General features: G+C 44.0%; 12 protein-coding genes. 8 read left to right on the top strand and 4 right to left on the bottom strand.

The genetic code is table 11. The features are described from left to right. Window positions 1-5 precede the first annotated feature (5 nt). From H6F77_RS15360 to H6F77_RS15345, 4 genes are all read left to right on the top strand, one after another. Window positions 6-1,772, top strand: a complete 1,767-nt coding sequence (locus H6F77_RS15360; RefSeq protein WP_190489554.1) for an ABC transporter ATP-binding protein — start codon at window positions 6-8, stop codon at window positions 1,770-1,772. A 580-nt stretch (window positions 1,773-2,352) separates the two neighbouring features. Beyond that, entirely contained in the window at window positions 2,353-2,571 is a 219-nt protein-coding gene (locus H6F77_RS15355) for a hypothetical protein (protein ID WP_190489553.1), read from the top strand. Between the two features lie 367 nt (window positions 2,572-2,938). After that, the gene (locus H6F77_RS15350) at window positions 2,939-3,571 is read left to right on the top strand and encodes a HupE/UreJ family protein (RefSeq protein WP_190489552.1); all 633 of its coding nucleotides are present in this window, start codon (window positions 2,939-2,941) and stop codon (window positions 3,569-3,571) included. Window positions 3,572-3,705: 134 nt separating this feature from the next. After that, window positions 3,706-4,083 (top strand): DUF1636 family protein, encoded by a 378-nt coding sequence (locus H6F77_RS15345; RefSeq protein WP_190489551.1) that lies wholly within the window; start codon window positions 3,706-3,708, stop codon window positions 4,081-4,083. Between the two features lie 362 nt (window positions 4,084-4,445). Here H6F77_RS15345 and H6F77_RS15340 read toward each other — a convergent pair whose 3' ends face one another. Both H6F77_RS15340 and H6F77_RS15335 read right to left on the bottom strand, forming a co-directional pair. Then, a complete protein-coding gene (locus H6F77_RS15340; protein ID WP_190489550.1) occupies window positions 4,446-5,288 on the bottom strand; it encodes a M56 family metallopeptidase in 843 nt (280 codons plus the stop codon). Continuing rightward, window positions 5,288-5,710 (bottom strand): BlaI/MecI/CopY family transcriptional regulator, encoded by a 423-nt coding sequence (locus tag H6F77_RS15335; RefSeq protein ID WP_190489549.1) that lies wholly within the window; start codon window positions 5,708-5,710, stop codon window positions 5,288-5,290. The genes H6F77_RS15340 and H6F77_RS15335 overlap by 1 nt, the downstream gene beginning before the upstream one ends. 141 nt (window positions 5,711-5,851) lie before the next feature. Here H6F77_RS15335 and H6F77_RS15330 point away from each other — a divergent pair, with 141 nt between their 5' ends. The 4 genes from H6F77_RS15330 to H6F77_RS15315 all read left to right on the top strand — a co-directional run bounded on the left by H6F77_RS15330 (window position 5,852) and on the right by H6F77_RS15315 (window position 10,786). Then, complete coding sequence (locus H6F77_RS15330; RefSeq protein ID WP_190489548.1) at window positions 5,852-6,469, top strand: tetratricopeptide repeat protein; 618 nt, start codon at window positions 5,852-5,854, stop codon at window positions 6,467-6,469. 82 nt (window positions 6,470-6,551) lie between these two features. After that, on the top strand, window positions 6,552-9,083 hold the full coding sequence (locus H6F77_RS15325; RefSeq protein WP_190489547.1) for a TonB-dependent receptor domain-containing protein: 2,532 nt from the start codon (window positions 6,552-6,554) through the stop codon (window positions 9,081-9,083). Between the two features lie 290 nt (window positions 9,084-9,373). Beyond that, window positions 9,374-10,120 (top strand): superoxide dismutase, encoded by a 747-nt coding sequence (locus tag H6F77_RS15320; protein WP_190489546.1) that lies wholly within the window; start codon window positions 9,374-9,376, stop codon window positions 10,118-10,120. 180 nt (window positions 10,121-10,300) lie between these two features. After that, window positions 10,301-10,786, top strand: a complete 486-nt coding sequence (locus tag H6F77_RS15315; protein WP_190489545.1) for a hypothetical protein — start codon at window positions 10,301-10,303, stop codon at window positions 10,784-10,786. 66 nt (window positions 10,787-10,852) lie between these two features. On the opposite strand, the gene H6F77_RS15310 is transcribed toward H6F77_RS15315, so the two are convergent. Continuing rightward, the gene (locus H6F77_RS15310; RefSeq protein ID WP_190489544.1) at window positions 10,853-13,129 is read right to left on the bottom strand and encodes a Tex family protein; all 2,277 of its coding nucleotides are present in this window, start codon (window positions 13,127-13,129) and stop codon (window positions 10,853-10,855) included. Between the two features lie 111 nt (window positions 13,130-13,240). Then, the gene (locus H6F77_RS15305) at window positions 13,241-14,455 is read right to left on the bottom strand and encodes a DNA methyltransferase (protein ID WP_190489543.1); all 1,215 of its coding nucleotides are present in this window, start codon (window positions 14,453-14,455) and stop codon (window positions 13,241-13,243) included. Window positions 14,456-14,459: the final 4 nt, after the last annotated feature.

Genomic DNA, 14,459 nt, shown 5'->3' with positions numbered 1-14,459 from the left:
TCAACATGGCTCACTCGCGGCTGCAAAAACTGTCATCTTATCTGCGTCCGCATTGGCGGGAAGTAACATTGGGCGTCATCGCCTTGTTTGTGGTAAATGCACTGGGCGTCTACATCCCTTTGCTGATTCGGGATAGCATTGAGGAACTCAGCAAAGCGTTCCAGTTCGACCAAGTATGGCGCTACGTGCTGATAATCCTGGTTCTCACGTCGATAATGTGGGTAATCCGGATGGCGTCGCGCATTTTGCTGTTTGGGGCGGGTCGTCAGGTAGAATTTGACCTCAAGCAAAAGATTTTTGAGCATTTGCTGCGTCTGGAGCCTGCGTATTTTGCTAACAATAAGGCGGGGGATTTAATTAGCCGTGCCACCAGCGATGTGGAAAATATCCGGCGGCTGGTGGGGTTTGCCGTGTTGAGTCTGGCGAATACGGTTTTTGCCTACGGATTGACGTTGCCAGTGATGCTGTTAATTAACGTGCGGCTGAGCCTGCTAGCGATCGCGGTTTACCCGTTAATGCTCATTTTCGTGCAGTTGTTTAGCAATCGCCTGCGAGTCGAGCAACTGGAGGTGCAAGAGGAACTCTCCAGCCTGAGCGACTTAATCCAGGAAGATATGAGCGGCATTGCCTTGATTAAGATCTATGCTCAGGAGGAAAACGAACGCCGCGCCTTCGGTGACTCTAACCGCAAGTTGTTACAGGCAAATCTTAAACTCGCCAAAACTCGGAATACGCTGTTTCCAATTGTTGAAAGTTTAGCCTATGTCAGCTTGCTGGTGTTGTTATGGGCAGGAGCTGGTGCGATCGCTGCTAATGAAATTACTATTGGCGATTTTCTGGCACTGATTCTCTATTCGGAACGTCTAGTTTTCCCGACAGCGTTACTAGGTTTTACGATTACTGCTTACCAACGTGGTGAGGTAAGTATAGATCGTGTTGAGTCGATTTTAACTGTTGAACCAAAGATTAAAGACACCCCAGATGCGATCGCCCTTCCTCCAGAAAAGGTCAAAGGTAAGTTAACGGCTCGTCACTTAAGTTTTACCTATCCCACCACAGGCGACGGTCAAAAGTCGCTAACTCCAGCTCTTAAGGATGTTAATTTTACAATCGAAGCAGGGGAAACAGTGGCGATAGTGGGGCCAATTGGCTCTGGTAAATCGACTTTAGCAAACGCCTTGCCGCGCCTGTTAAATATTCCTAAAGGTAGTATCTTTTTAGATGGTAATGACATTACAGAGATTGCCTTAGAGGATTTGCGGAGCGCGATCGCTTACGTTCCACAAGACAGTTTTCTGTTCAGCACCACCATCCAAAATAACATCCGCTATGGCAATCCTTTAAGCCAACAGCCAGAAATTGAAGCCGCCGCCAAACAAGCGCAAATTCACGAAGAAATACTCAATTTTCCACAGCAATACGACACGGTTGTAGGAGAGCGGGGCATTACGCTTTCTGGGGGACAGCGCCAGCGTACTGCTCTCGCTAGGGCACTGCTGATGGATGCTGCAATTTTGATTTTAGACGATGCGCTATCTAGCGTGGATAATCAAACAGCCACAGCAATTTTGAAAAATCTTTCAGCAGGCAATAAGGCAAAAACTGTTATTTTCATCTCTCACCAATTATCTGCCGCCGCCACTGCTGACCGCATTTTTGTAATGGATGCTGGTGAAATTGTAGAGACTGGAACTCACGCCAGTTTGCTGCAACAAGCTGGTTTATACCGTTCGCTTTGGAATCAACACCAGCTAGAAGAAATTCTGCGCTAGTAGTTTCCCAAATTTTAATTAATTTTCTAAAAAACCGTTTTTTCTAGGAAAGACGGTTTTTTTATCAAATTCCAATAATTAGCTTTATTTATAGCAATTTTCACTTCTCAGCGCATTTTTAGGGGCGCAAAACTTTATCCCCCTAACGCTTGAGAGTATGAATGAAAGTGATAACCACTATATATTTCGGGATTTCTCTTTTTATCTTCAGAAGCAATGCATAGCGTCTATACAAGAATCGGTTATCTGGTTATTTTCGTTTTTTCCGGATGACCTAGTACCAAGTTTGTATCAGCAAGTGTCAACGCTGATGCCGACTTACACTATGCGCGTCTACAACTCTATCTTTATGTCTCAAACCGCTCCACAATTTAGTTTCCCAGAATTGAGCATTGCGCGGCTGAGAGGCGCTGTTAGGCTAATCTCTAACAATTGTTACTCTCACAATCACGCTTTAATAATAGCTACACATTATCCAACTGCGCTTTTAGATGTTGAAAAGCGATATTTGGGGTAAAGTATCCCGATTTTGTATTGGGTTCTCCGTAAAAGACAGCATGAAGATTACGGAGTTCCCTATATGTCGCTCTTCAAGTCGGTGTTAGTTTTCAGTCCGCTAGTAGCAACGATCGCTGTTCATGTTTCAAACACAATTCAGCCTTCTGCTACTAGCGCCTATTCATTTGATGCGTCTCAACCACAGTTGTTAACTCAAAACCACGCTAGGTGCAGTCAAAAAGGAGGTAACTCTTCTCCGCCACGAGGTGAGTGTCGCCGTTCGTATAACGATTTCCTGTAATTGACAAGTTGATGGCAGGCGATCGCTTCGATGCTCTATATGTTCCCCAGTCCCTAATAATTAAGGTCATACTGCCTGATAAATTCGTTTAAATTAAGGTTCTTAATATTAGGAAACCTGGCTTATCATCTGATTTTGGTTTATTTATGCATCGACAGAAAATAGCTCTTGTGGTTGTCGGTGCTAACAGTGGGTGATAAGATTTTGAAGCGCTTTTATCTGGCTGCCACCAGAGGAGAGTTAGGAAAGTTCCGTGCAAGTCCGGCACTGTCTTGCAGCTATGATAAGGCGACGAGTTGTGTGCTGCGTGTGTGAGAATGTCGGCGGGGCAAGTTCAGTAGTTCAATACATCTGCGAGGTACAGAGTATGTATAAAACCAGACGCTTGATAGTAGCATTACTTATATGCATAGGCTTTTTGAGTATCGCCCCCAGCGCGATCGCTCACCATGCTATGGATGGCAATATGCCATCTAACTTCTTTGAAGGATTTATCTCAGGGCTAGCCCATCCCCTAATTGGCTTGGATCATTTTGCTTTTATCGTTGCTATTGGCTTACTTGCGGTTGGACAAGCGCGGGGCGCAATTATCCCAGGTGGGTTTGTCTTAGCAGCAATGGCAGGAACTGGAATTCATTTACTCAAATTTGACTTACCAGCAGTAGAGATACTTATTGCCAGTTCAGTAATTGCCTTTGGTGTGATGCTGGCGATGCCAAATAAACCTAACTCGATTGTACTGACACTGCTCGGAGCGATCGCAGGTTTATTTCATGGTTACGCTTATGGTGAGTCAATCGTCGGTGCTGAAATGACCCCCATAGTTGCCTACCTGCTAGGCTTCACCTTAATTCAGTATGGCATTTCGCTTCTTGCCTTAAAAATTGGCAACACCGTCAGTAAGAAATTTGCCCAAAAACCCTTATCTCCGCTGCGAATGGCTGGTTTTGCTATCGGCGCGATTGGTGCAGTTTTCCTAACTAATTCACTTGTGGGTTGATTGTTTATGGTTCATTGTTCATTATTGATTGGGTAATAGCGATAAGACTTGAAATATGAACCATGAACCACATAGGCGATCGCCAAAGCTAGCCGCGCATTTGTGTTGTGCGGTAATGCTCACAAATACCGAAAATGAAAACTAAACATACTCTATTCGTTTGCACAACTTGTGCCACTGTTCGCATTGATGGAAAGCCCCAAGGTAAAAGCGGCGGACAGCAGCTACTCGAACAGCTCAAAGAACTCCACCAAGACTGGGAACTTCAAGCAAACTTTCCCCTCCAGCCCGTCGATTGCATGAGTGCTTGCAGCCGTTCTTGTGCAATTTCCTTTGCCGCTCCTGGAAAATATACTTATCTATTTGGCGACTTACCAGCCCTAGAAAGTGCCGCCGCCGTCCTTGAGTGTGCAAGTCAATATCTCGTTAGCGAGGATGGCTATCTTCCTTGGGCGCAGCGTCCCCAACCCCTGAAAAATGGCATTTTGGCAAGAATTCCGCCACTTAAGTAGGGCGATACCGTTTTTGATTTTAAATTTTTCCCTGTCGGACTTGTGCGGCGGGGATAAATTTTAAAACATTATTACTGGTAGTTTTATAAACTAAAATTAACAAGCTTAAAACCAAATAATATTAATCAAAATTTAGCCGTTTCCCTTAAACTCGCCGGAGTTTTAACCCCTCGGCTAATAGATAAAGTCAGGTAGTGGGAGGCAGACCCTCTAAATCTGGTTCCCAGGCTCAGCCTGGGAACGAGGGTTGGGAGGCTCTGCCTCTAATTCATAATGATGCAATATCTGAGTTTAAAACGATTTCAGCTATTACTAAATAAACTAAAGCTTCTAACAGACTCTCTGCATCGGGTGCGAATTAATCAACTGTGGAACGGCAATGTCACCAAAGGCAATAACCCCAAAATTAGCCAATTCCAAGACAGCAAACTTGGTGATGGCGATTCCTCTGGTTGGGATAAAAGCGCTTCAATTCGTTCTTCTAAACGATTTTTTTGAGCAACGGCGCTGAACGCTGCACAGAAAATCTCAGACTCTACTTGCGGACTGCTAACTACTATTAGCAGAGATTCTGCTAACAACAATGGATCTACTTGTTGCGCCGCCCATCTGTCGGCACGCAGTTCTCGCAATATTAAAAGTTCTTGCCACAAAGCTTCTGTATTTGGCAACCAACTTGTTATCTGACGCACCCACCCCAACCAGAAAAACCAGAAAGTATCGCGGTAATAGTAATGTCCTTGTTCGTGGGCGAGAACTGCTTCAAGATGAGCTATATCGAGGTTTTGCAATAATCCCTGGCTGACGACTAATTCAGGTTTCCAAAAACCAATTTGAGCGCTGAAGAGAACTTTTCCATCGAGAAGGCGGCTAGTTTTGCCGTTAAGTTCGATTTGGGGATAGGTGCGTGTTTGTTGTATGGAACGCCATCCCTGAGTTGCTAGTTTGAGGAATAAAACTGCTGCATAGCCTAAAAAGCTTAAAGCAAGCAAGTAGCTAAACCAGCCCGTTTGCAACCCTAGCATGCGTCCTTGAGTTCCCATACACAGCAGAGCGATCGCTGTCATGAGCGCTAGCAACGGGGAGACTAAAAATAACCCTAACGCTCTTTGCCAGCGTTCCGTCCAATTACCAGCAGGCGAAGACCAGCTTAGTCGCAGGCACCAAGCCAAACCCAGTGCTGCCAAAATCATAAAAAGATGCATTATTTCTTCTCCTCCCTCGCTTTGCGTGCGGCTTGAAGACGCAGAGCGATCGCTTCTATTTGCTCTACGCTAGCGCTGTCTAGGCTATCGGCAAAAGCTGCTACTACATCCGGGTTGCCCACTGCTAGAAATTTATGTAACTGCTCGTGAGCTTTGATTGCTTGCGCCTCGCCGCGTGAAACCAAAGGTCGCCAGGAAAAGGTACGTTCTTGTTTATCGCAAGTCAGCCAACCTTTCTCGGTGAGGCGGCGCAGCACTGTTGTTACTGAAGTATAGGCTAGCTCGCGGTCTGGATCGGCCAAAATTCGTTCGTGGACATCCTTGACGGTGGCAGAACCTAATTCCCAAATAATATTCAAAATCTCTTCCTCCAAAGGGCCGAGGGAGAGCTGTTTGGGACGGTAGTTAGGAAGAAAAGCCATAAAAGCTTGTATCTATTCTGATGCGTTCTCTTATAGCAGATTACCGCTATGGGGTGAAGTTTTACAGCCTGTCTTTTGACGCAAGCAGCCGCTCAACTGAAAATTAGGGCTGTTATCAGTGTTTGGCAGGATGTCTGTGCTATGAGTCGCTTTTGCCGAATTATCGTCATTTTCAGCCTTGTAGCTGTACTGCTGGGTTTCCCCCACACAGCGATCGCCGATCCGTTAGAAACTTTCATACCCGCAGCTAGCACCGCGACAACCCAAGTGAGCGAGGCGGACTTTTTCAAGCGCGGCACGTACAAGGTGATGGCTGGAGACTACCAAGGAGCGATCGCGGACTTAACATCAGCAATTCAACTTAATCCTAAAAATGCCGATGCTTATACAAATCAGGGTTTAGCTCGTGCGGGTATAGGAGATCGACACGGAGCGATCGCCGACTTTACATCGGCAATTCAACTCAATCCTAGCCTTAGTCTAGCTTATTACAATCGCGGTTTTGTCCGATCTCAACTGCAAGATTATCAGGGAGCGATAGAAGATCTTAGTAGGGCAATTGAACTTAATCCCGAAGATGCTGATTCCTATCACTGTCGATGTCTTGTCCATTACACGTTGGGGGACAAGCAAAAGGTAATTGAGGATTTTCAGAAAGCGGCAGCGCTCTATCTAAAACAAGAAAAGCCAGAGGAATACGAAGCTTTAGTCAACGGGATTAAACAGCTGCGATCGCCAACTGATTTGGCTGTTTATTAAGCATTTATCCATTTAAACAATTGTAGAAATAAATGCGTTTTCGTTTAACGCAATTGTTATTTTTTGGGTGTGAGGAGATTTTGTGAGACAACAACTATTATTTAACAGCTTTTGCCTAGCAGGAGCTGTATCGGTCTTGGTGGCACAGCAAGTTAGAGCAGATATTGTTGAAGTACGCGATATTCGGATTAAACCAACGCCCAGCGGCATAGAAGTTATCTTGGGAACTAACCAAGGCAAATTATCAGAAGTTTTTACCTTCAGCTATGGCGACACTTTTGTTGCTGACATAATTACTACTCAATTGCGTTTGCCAAAGGGCAAGACATTTCGGCAAGACAACCCAGCTAAAGGAATTAATTCTGTCACCGTTACCCAAATTTATGCTAATACCATCAGGGTGACAATCGCGGGTTCTTCGGCTGTACCAAAAGTTCAGACAGTGACGAGCGATCGCGGTTTCGTTTTTAGCTTAACTGCTGGTAAGACCACGCAACCAACTGCAACTTCTATAACAGAAATACCTCCGATAAACCAACCCTCTGCAACACCTGCAACTTCCACAAGAGAAATACCTCCAGCAAACCAACCCTCCGCAACACCTGCAACTTCCACAACAGAAATACCTCCGACAAACCAACCCTCCGCAATACCTACAACTTCCACAACAGAAATACCCTCGACAAACCAACCCGCTACGACAACTCCCAGCGTCTCAGAAAGGGAACCATCTAAACAACCAAAGGTTGATACTGACGAATATGAGGAGATAGAAGTTGTAGTAATAGGAGATAGACAAGATTTTCCTCAAACATCAACTCCCGTCTATACAATTCCTCAAGAAGAAATACAAAAACAAGGCTCTAATAGTGCAGCAGAAGTATTAAGAGGTCTACCAGGATTTGCTGTCAACGATCATGGTTTTGGCGCAGATGTTCACACAGGTACTTACTACCGAGGGCAATCTACTAATCAGTCTGTATTCATGCTCAACGGCAGACCGATTGGCAATAATATCAACACATATCATGGCACTACTGACCTCAACACCATTCCTGTAGAGTCGATTGAACGAGTGGAATTATCCAGCGGCACAAGTTCCACTTTGTACGGTTCAGAAGCCTTTGGGGGAGTCGTAAATATTATCACCAAACAGGGTCAACAAACACCCCAACTCAATGCTTTGGTGCAATATGGCTCTTTTGGCCAGTCAAACTATCGAGCTAGCTATGGTGGTTCGGCAGGAAATTTAAGGTTTAACGTTGGCTATGAAGATTATAAAGCAGATAACCGTTATCAAGTCCCTAAAGGTGCAGCAAATCGCGACGAAAAAGGTTTTCTATTTAATGCAGATACCGCGACTAGCAACTATTTTGGTAGTTTAGCGATTGACGTGAATCCGAGAAATACTATCAGTTTGGATGCATACAAAATTAGCAGCCGCAAGGGTCTGATTTATTTTGGCTTTCCTTTGCAAAGAGACCGCCTAGACCACGATGTATTAAATGTTGGTTTATCCTGGAAAACTTTACTCGGACAAGGTAACGATTCTGTCCTTAGAACTACACTATCTTACAACGGCGATTACTTCAGCACTTATGGCCCGACTCAAGTAAGATTCTATCGGACAGGCGTGCTAGATTCACAAGCAGTTACGGCTAGAGTAGAACATCAATGGCAGATGACTCCCAATAATAAATTGACGTGGGGATTAGATGCAAAAAATAGCCAGCTAACAGGCGATGTCCGCAGTACAAACCCTAGTTCCATTAGATTCAATGAAACTGAAAGTCAGCAGAGGTTTCAAGCAGCATTATTTGCTTTAAACGCTTGGAATATTACCAAGGCATTGCAAGTAGAATTGGGAGTAAGACAGAATTTTGATAGCGAATTTGGTAGTTATTTAAACCCCAGCGCAGGTGTAAGATGGGCAATTACACCAGCGATCGCTGTTCGAGGTAGTTGGGCGGGGGCGCAGCGCAATCCAGGCTTAGATCAATTGTATGTTTTTGACACGGTTCATAACTGGTTGCCTAACCCCGATTTGAACCCTGAAACTGGCTCTTCTTGGACTGCTGGAGTTGATGTTAACTTTTCTAGAAGTTTGACGGGGCAGTTTACTTACTTTGGCAGTAGTTTGAGCGATCGCTTGGGGGTTGTAGCAGGCAAATGGGCTAATATTGGCCTTGTTAATACAAACGGTTTAGAGGCTGCGCTTAAATGGCAAATAACGCCTGAGTTTTCAACATTTGTTAATTACACTTATACAGATGCGCGGATTGAAACAGGCTCGGACAAGGGGTTACAGTTAGGTTTGATTCCACATTCTGTAGGACAACTAGGCGTGGGCTATTCTTCAGGAGGGTGGCAGCTTAATTTGTTTGCTAATTACTACAGTGGGGCACGCAGAGCAATTTTTAATAATCCTGGCGAAAATCCAAGGGATTTTTCACCTTCCTATGTTAATTTGGATATGAGCGGTCGTATTCCTATAGGTAGGAACTTGGGTTTGCTAGTTTATCTAGAAAATTTGGCAGATGTTAGTTACGAAAAAGCAAATCGTATTTATCAGCCTGGTTTAACTTTTCGCCTCGGTTTACAGGCTAATTTTTAAGTTAAAAAAGAAAGATGTTTTAATGCACGGAGCTTGCTTACAGCCATCTAGTTCTGCCGTTTGAACCCGATACTGGTTCTAACGGCTGAGAATGTGCCCAAAGCCGCGCTCGCTAGCGCATGCTAAAACATTGATGATATAACATCCTCAAGTCCTTGCTCCACGATCCGCCGCCGCCAATCGAGTACCAATTTTTTCCATGTTCAAGCCTTGAGATAGAGTTATGTCAGCACATACTTTGTTGTAAATTTTGATAAAAGCGGTAAAAATATATCAAAATTTACTGAATTATGACTCTTAATCGACGCGATTTTCTGGTTTTATTGGGTGGCGCTACTGGAACGGCTGCGCTGGGAACTTTCGCAACTGCTTGTGCAGCTGCACCTACCAAAGAAAGCGCTAATAAACAGGCTGAAGCGAAAGATAGTTTCACCCTTCCACCTTTACCTTATGACTACAATGCTCTGGAACCTCATATCGATGCAGCGACGATGAGGTTTCACCATGACAAACACCATGCTGCCTATATCAAAAACCTGAATGAAGCGGTGAATAAATACCCACAACTTAAAGGCAAAAGCGCTGAAGAATTAATTCGCAATCTTAATAGCGTGCCAGAAGATATTCGCACAACTGTTCGTAACAACGGCGGCGCTCACGTAAATCATACGATGTACTGGAAAATTATGGCCCCGAATGCGGGTGGAAACCCAACGGGTAAAATTGCCGAAGCGATTAATAAAACTTTCGGTAGTTTTGATGCTTTCAAACAGCAATTTAACGAAGCTGGTAATAAGCGTTTTGGCAGCGGTTGGGCTTGGTTGGTTCGCGGCAAAGATGGCAAGTTACAAGTTATTAGTACGGCGAATCAGGATAGCCCCTTGATGGAGGGAATGTATCCAATTATGGGCAACGATGTATGGGAACACGCCTACTATTTGAAATACCAGAACAAGCGTGCCGATTATTTAACAGCCTGGTGGAATGTGGTTAATTGGAATGAAGTGAACAAGCGATTTGAGAGAGCGATCGCTTAGGCTGTTACACCACATTGCTATAAACAAAAATCCCCGACCAAAAGCGAGGTCGGGGAAGATGTTAGCTCTAAAGACTTAGCCAAATCGGGCAAATAATTTTTATATTTAATAAGGTCGGCAGCGATCGCTTATCGCCAAAGCGGCTTAAACTCAACGGATACAAAATAATTCAAACTGCATATGGATAGTTCAAACAACTTATTAGGCGATTTCAACTATCAAGGAGTTTATCCCTGCCCAGTCTGTCGCTGCGGTCACATAGAAACCCTCCCTTTGATGGATGCTTTAGCTTGTAACTTCTGTCGCCACATTTTCACTGCTTCCCCCGAACGACAGCAGCTTAAGATGGCTGATAGTTCTCAACCTCTAACATGGAGCTGGGATGGTCGCAGGTGGACGGGAGCGCACAAAGAAGGAGTCGAATTTGGCCCGATGTATTGGCTGCTAGCCTTGGCTTTTGTAGCACTCCCGCCTACTTTAGTTGGACTGGCTGCTTACATTTTTCCGGCTGATTCTGGCAGTGCGTTGGATTGGGTGCCATTTGCTTGGGCATTTTTAGCCTTTTTGTCGCATCTGGCTATGGTACTTTGGCTGGTTGTTGAATTTTATCAATTCCCAGTTTTTCTCTACTTTAAAGCTATGGGACAGCGCGTGTTAAGTCGGTAGCGCCAGAAGTAATAAGTAGAGACGCGATTAATTGCGTCTCTACTTATTACTTACTCATAAATATCGCTACTTTTTGTTGAACTTCGCTTTCAAATCTGCAAGGGTGGGCGAGTTCGGCTGCGAACGGTTACTATTATTTTTGTCATTGCGCCTGTCATTAGATCCGCTTTGCGATTCTACTGGGGAAGCGCTATGCGATCGCATAGTTAAACTAATCCGCTTCAATTTTTCATTCACCTCCAGCACGCGCACTTTAACAACCTGTCCCACTTTCACAATCTGCTTTGGATCGTCAATAAATCGGTCGGCTAGCTGCGAAATATGCACCAAGCCATCTTGATGCACGCCGATATCGACAAACGCGCCAAAGTTAGCCACATTCGTCACGCTTCCTTCCAGTTCCATGCCAACTTTGAGATCGCTTATTTCCTTAATTCCCTCTTTGAAAGTTGCATACTTGAACTGTTCCCTTGGATCTCTTCCTGGCTTTTCCAATTCTGCGATAATATCGCGGAGTGTGGGCAAACCTACAGTATCGGTGACGTATTTTTTCAAGTTTATTGACTTGAGTTTTTCTGCAATCTGAGTAATATTCGCCAAAGACACATCTAAATCCTTAGCGATCGCCTCGACAACACCGTAACTCTCAGGATGCACGGCAGTATTATCCAACGGGTTATTACCACCCCTAATTCGCAGAAATCCCGCCGCTTGTTCAAATGCTTTTGGCCCTAATTTCGGCACTTTTAATAGTGCGCGGCGATTTTTAAACGCGCCATTTTCGTTGCGATAGGTGATGATATTTTTAGCAACGGTTGGCGTCATCCCAGATACAAAAGTTAGCAGTTCTTTGGATGCCGTATTTAAGTCCACGCCGACATAGTTCACGCAGCTTTCTACTGTATCATCCAACTTTTTCTTGAGCAACTTTTGATCGACATCGTGCTGATATTGTCCAACGCCAATAGACTTAGGATCTATTTTGACAAGTTCAGCCAAGGGGTCTTGCAAGCGGCGACCGATACTGATAGCTCCGCGCACGGTAATATCAAGATCGGGAAATTCTGCGATCGCTACATCACTTGCAGAATAAATTGATGCACCCGATTCGTTCACTATCACTTTAATCGGCTGGCGATCCATCGTCTTTAAAACTTCAGAGACAAACTCATCTGTCTCGCGGGAAGCTGTACCGTTCCCAATCGCTATCAATTCGATATTGTACTTTTCAATTAGATTTTTGAGAGTATTGGCGGCTTGCGATCGCTGTGCGGCTGCTTGGTGTGGGAATATTGTTTGATATTCCAAAAACTTTCCCGTCTCGGAAAGTACAGAAACCTTACAGCCAGTCCTAAATCCTGGATCTATTGCTATTGTCGGCTTCATTCCCGCCGGAGCAGATAGCAGCAGTTCGCGCATATTGCTTTCAAAAGTCTTAATCGACTCGACATCCGCATAAGCTTTCCTGTCGTTTCGCACTTCACTTATTAGGGAAGTTTTCATCAAACGGTTGAATGCATCTTTGAGCATCCCGCGATAAAATTCCCTAACCGCAGTACCTTTTGTTTTAATTTCCTGCGATTCTAAGTATGAAGTTACTGCTGTTTCATCGAAAGAAAGCTCCAAGTCCAAAACTTCCTCCGCTTCCCCTCGCAACAGCGCCAGCATATTATGCGGTGGGATGTTTTTTACCTTAATTTGGTAGTTTCGGTACATCTCAAACTTGGTACTTCCTTCTGGATGATTCTCTTTAATACGCGATAAAAATACGCCTTCATCCATCAAGTATTCTCTCAGGTAAGCACGCAATTCTGCTTTTTCGGATACTTCTTCTGCTAAAATATCTGAAGCACCTTTGATAGCTTCTTCTACAGTTTTTACTCCTTTTTCTTCGGAAATGTATTTTGCTGCTTCTTCATCTAAAGATGCAGGTTTTGCACTGGGATTGTTAAGAGATTTGATAAATTCGGCAAAAGGTTCTAAGCCTTTTTCTCTAGCAATTGTTGCTCGCGTGCGGCGCTTGGTTTTGTAGGGAAGATAGAGATCTTCAAGTTCGGTTTTTTGCAAGCAGGATTCGATCTTGGATTTTAATTCGTCGGTGAGTTTACCCACGCGAGCGATCGCATCCAAAATTGAGGCTTTTCGTTCTTCTAGTTCCGTGAGATAGGTAAATCGTTCCGAGATGTCGCGCAGTTGGATTTCATCGAGCAATCCGGTACGCTCTTTACGATAACGTGCGATGAAGGGAATAGTCGCACCCTCGGCGAAGAGTTCGAGAGCGCTGTTGACTTGAGACGCATTGAGAGAAAGTTCTTGTGCTAGGAGTTGAGGAATGTTCAGCATAGGATTTGGGGGTTAAACTCAGTCATCAATTTGCCCACCTTGCTTAGTTTAACCAAAATATTGTCGTAACCCAACTTGAGTGAAGTTTTTAGGGCATTATTAGTTTAGATTTTACCATTGAGCGGACACTAGGAATTCATACAATTCTTTTTTTGAATTTCTTTTTCTCAGTAATTCACTTTTTACATTCTTGAACCCATACTGCCTCATTAAGCTCATGTAAATTTCTTCTACGGGAACGAGAGTATCGTAAAACTTAGAGTTGCCAACGATATAAAAGATTTTTGCTCCTTTAACAAGAACATGGGTTAGGCTGTACAAGTGAATTGATATATCCACAAAATACTTATAAACATAGTTCCCGAGGATAGGACTTCGCTGATGAATGTCTTGAATGATATTTTTAAATCCTGGGTGTTCAATTTGTACGCTTCCGGGTTCCCATTGTGCTAGGCGGCTAGTTGCTATACCCCAAGTTCCGCCAATTGCTTGCCAATCTAACTCACCTGCATCCCGCGCATTTTTGAGGAACCCCAACCAATACATATAAGGTCTTACTTCACGTATATAACTTATCCTATTTGGATACGGTGGTGAGGTAATAACACAATCATAACTTCTAGCCTCTATTGTTTGAATGCAACGAGAATCACTGTTCCAGACAGTTGTTGTACCATCAATTTCCTGTTTGGCCGAATCGATAAGCTGTATGCAATAATCAACAAAACTATTTATTATTAAAGCTCTTTCGGATACATTACAAATTATCTCTTGCTGTTTCTTAAAAGACATAGATTGATGGTTAAAAGAAGCATTGGACCAATCTATTATGGTTCGGCAAAAAGCAACCATAGCTATGTTCATAGCCAAGCTGTCTTCCACATCCGGACGCTGAACTTGCAAGTTATGAAAAAGATTTGCTAGTATGTTTAGCCTTTCTCTCGGCCACCACCGTTCAATGTAGTTCAATGGTGGAATCCAGAGATTATCAAGTTGTTGCTCTAGAGATGCTTGTTGAGCTATAGCGTAAGCTATTGCCTTTGCTGCGTTTAATTCCGATGTTGTGTAATGATGTAATTTTGCTCGCGCTAGCCACGCTAAAAAGGGATTAATTTCTATTAAATTGCAATTTATTCCTCTTTCAGCACATACTAAACCTGTTGTTCCACTACCGGAAAAAGGATCGAGGACAAGTTCTGGTTTGCCCACATATTCGAGAAGGTTTTGAACTACCTTGACTGAATAAGCGGGTGTCAAGCGTAACCAACCATGCCGCCCTTGCTTAATATTGTGTTTGAAAGTCAGATCAGATCTTTGAGAAATCATGCCG

It is taken from the genome of Microcoleus sp. FACHB-831, assembly GCF_014695585.1.
GTDB lineage: Bacteria > Cyanobacteriota > Cyanobacteriia > Cyanobacteriales > FACHB-T130 > FACHB-831.
The sequence above is the reverse complement of the archived record's forward strand: the minus strand, read 5'-3'. Positions and strand labels throughout refer to the sequence as shown.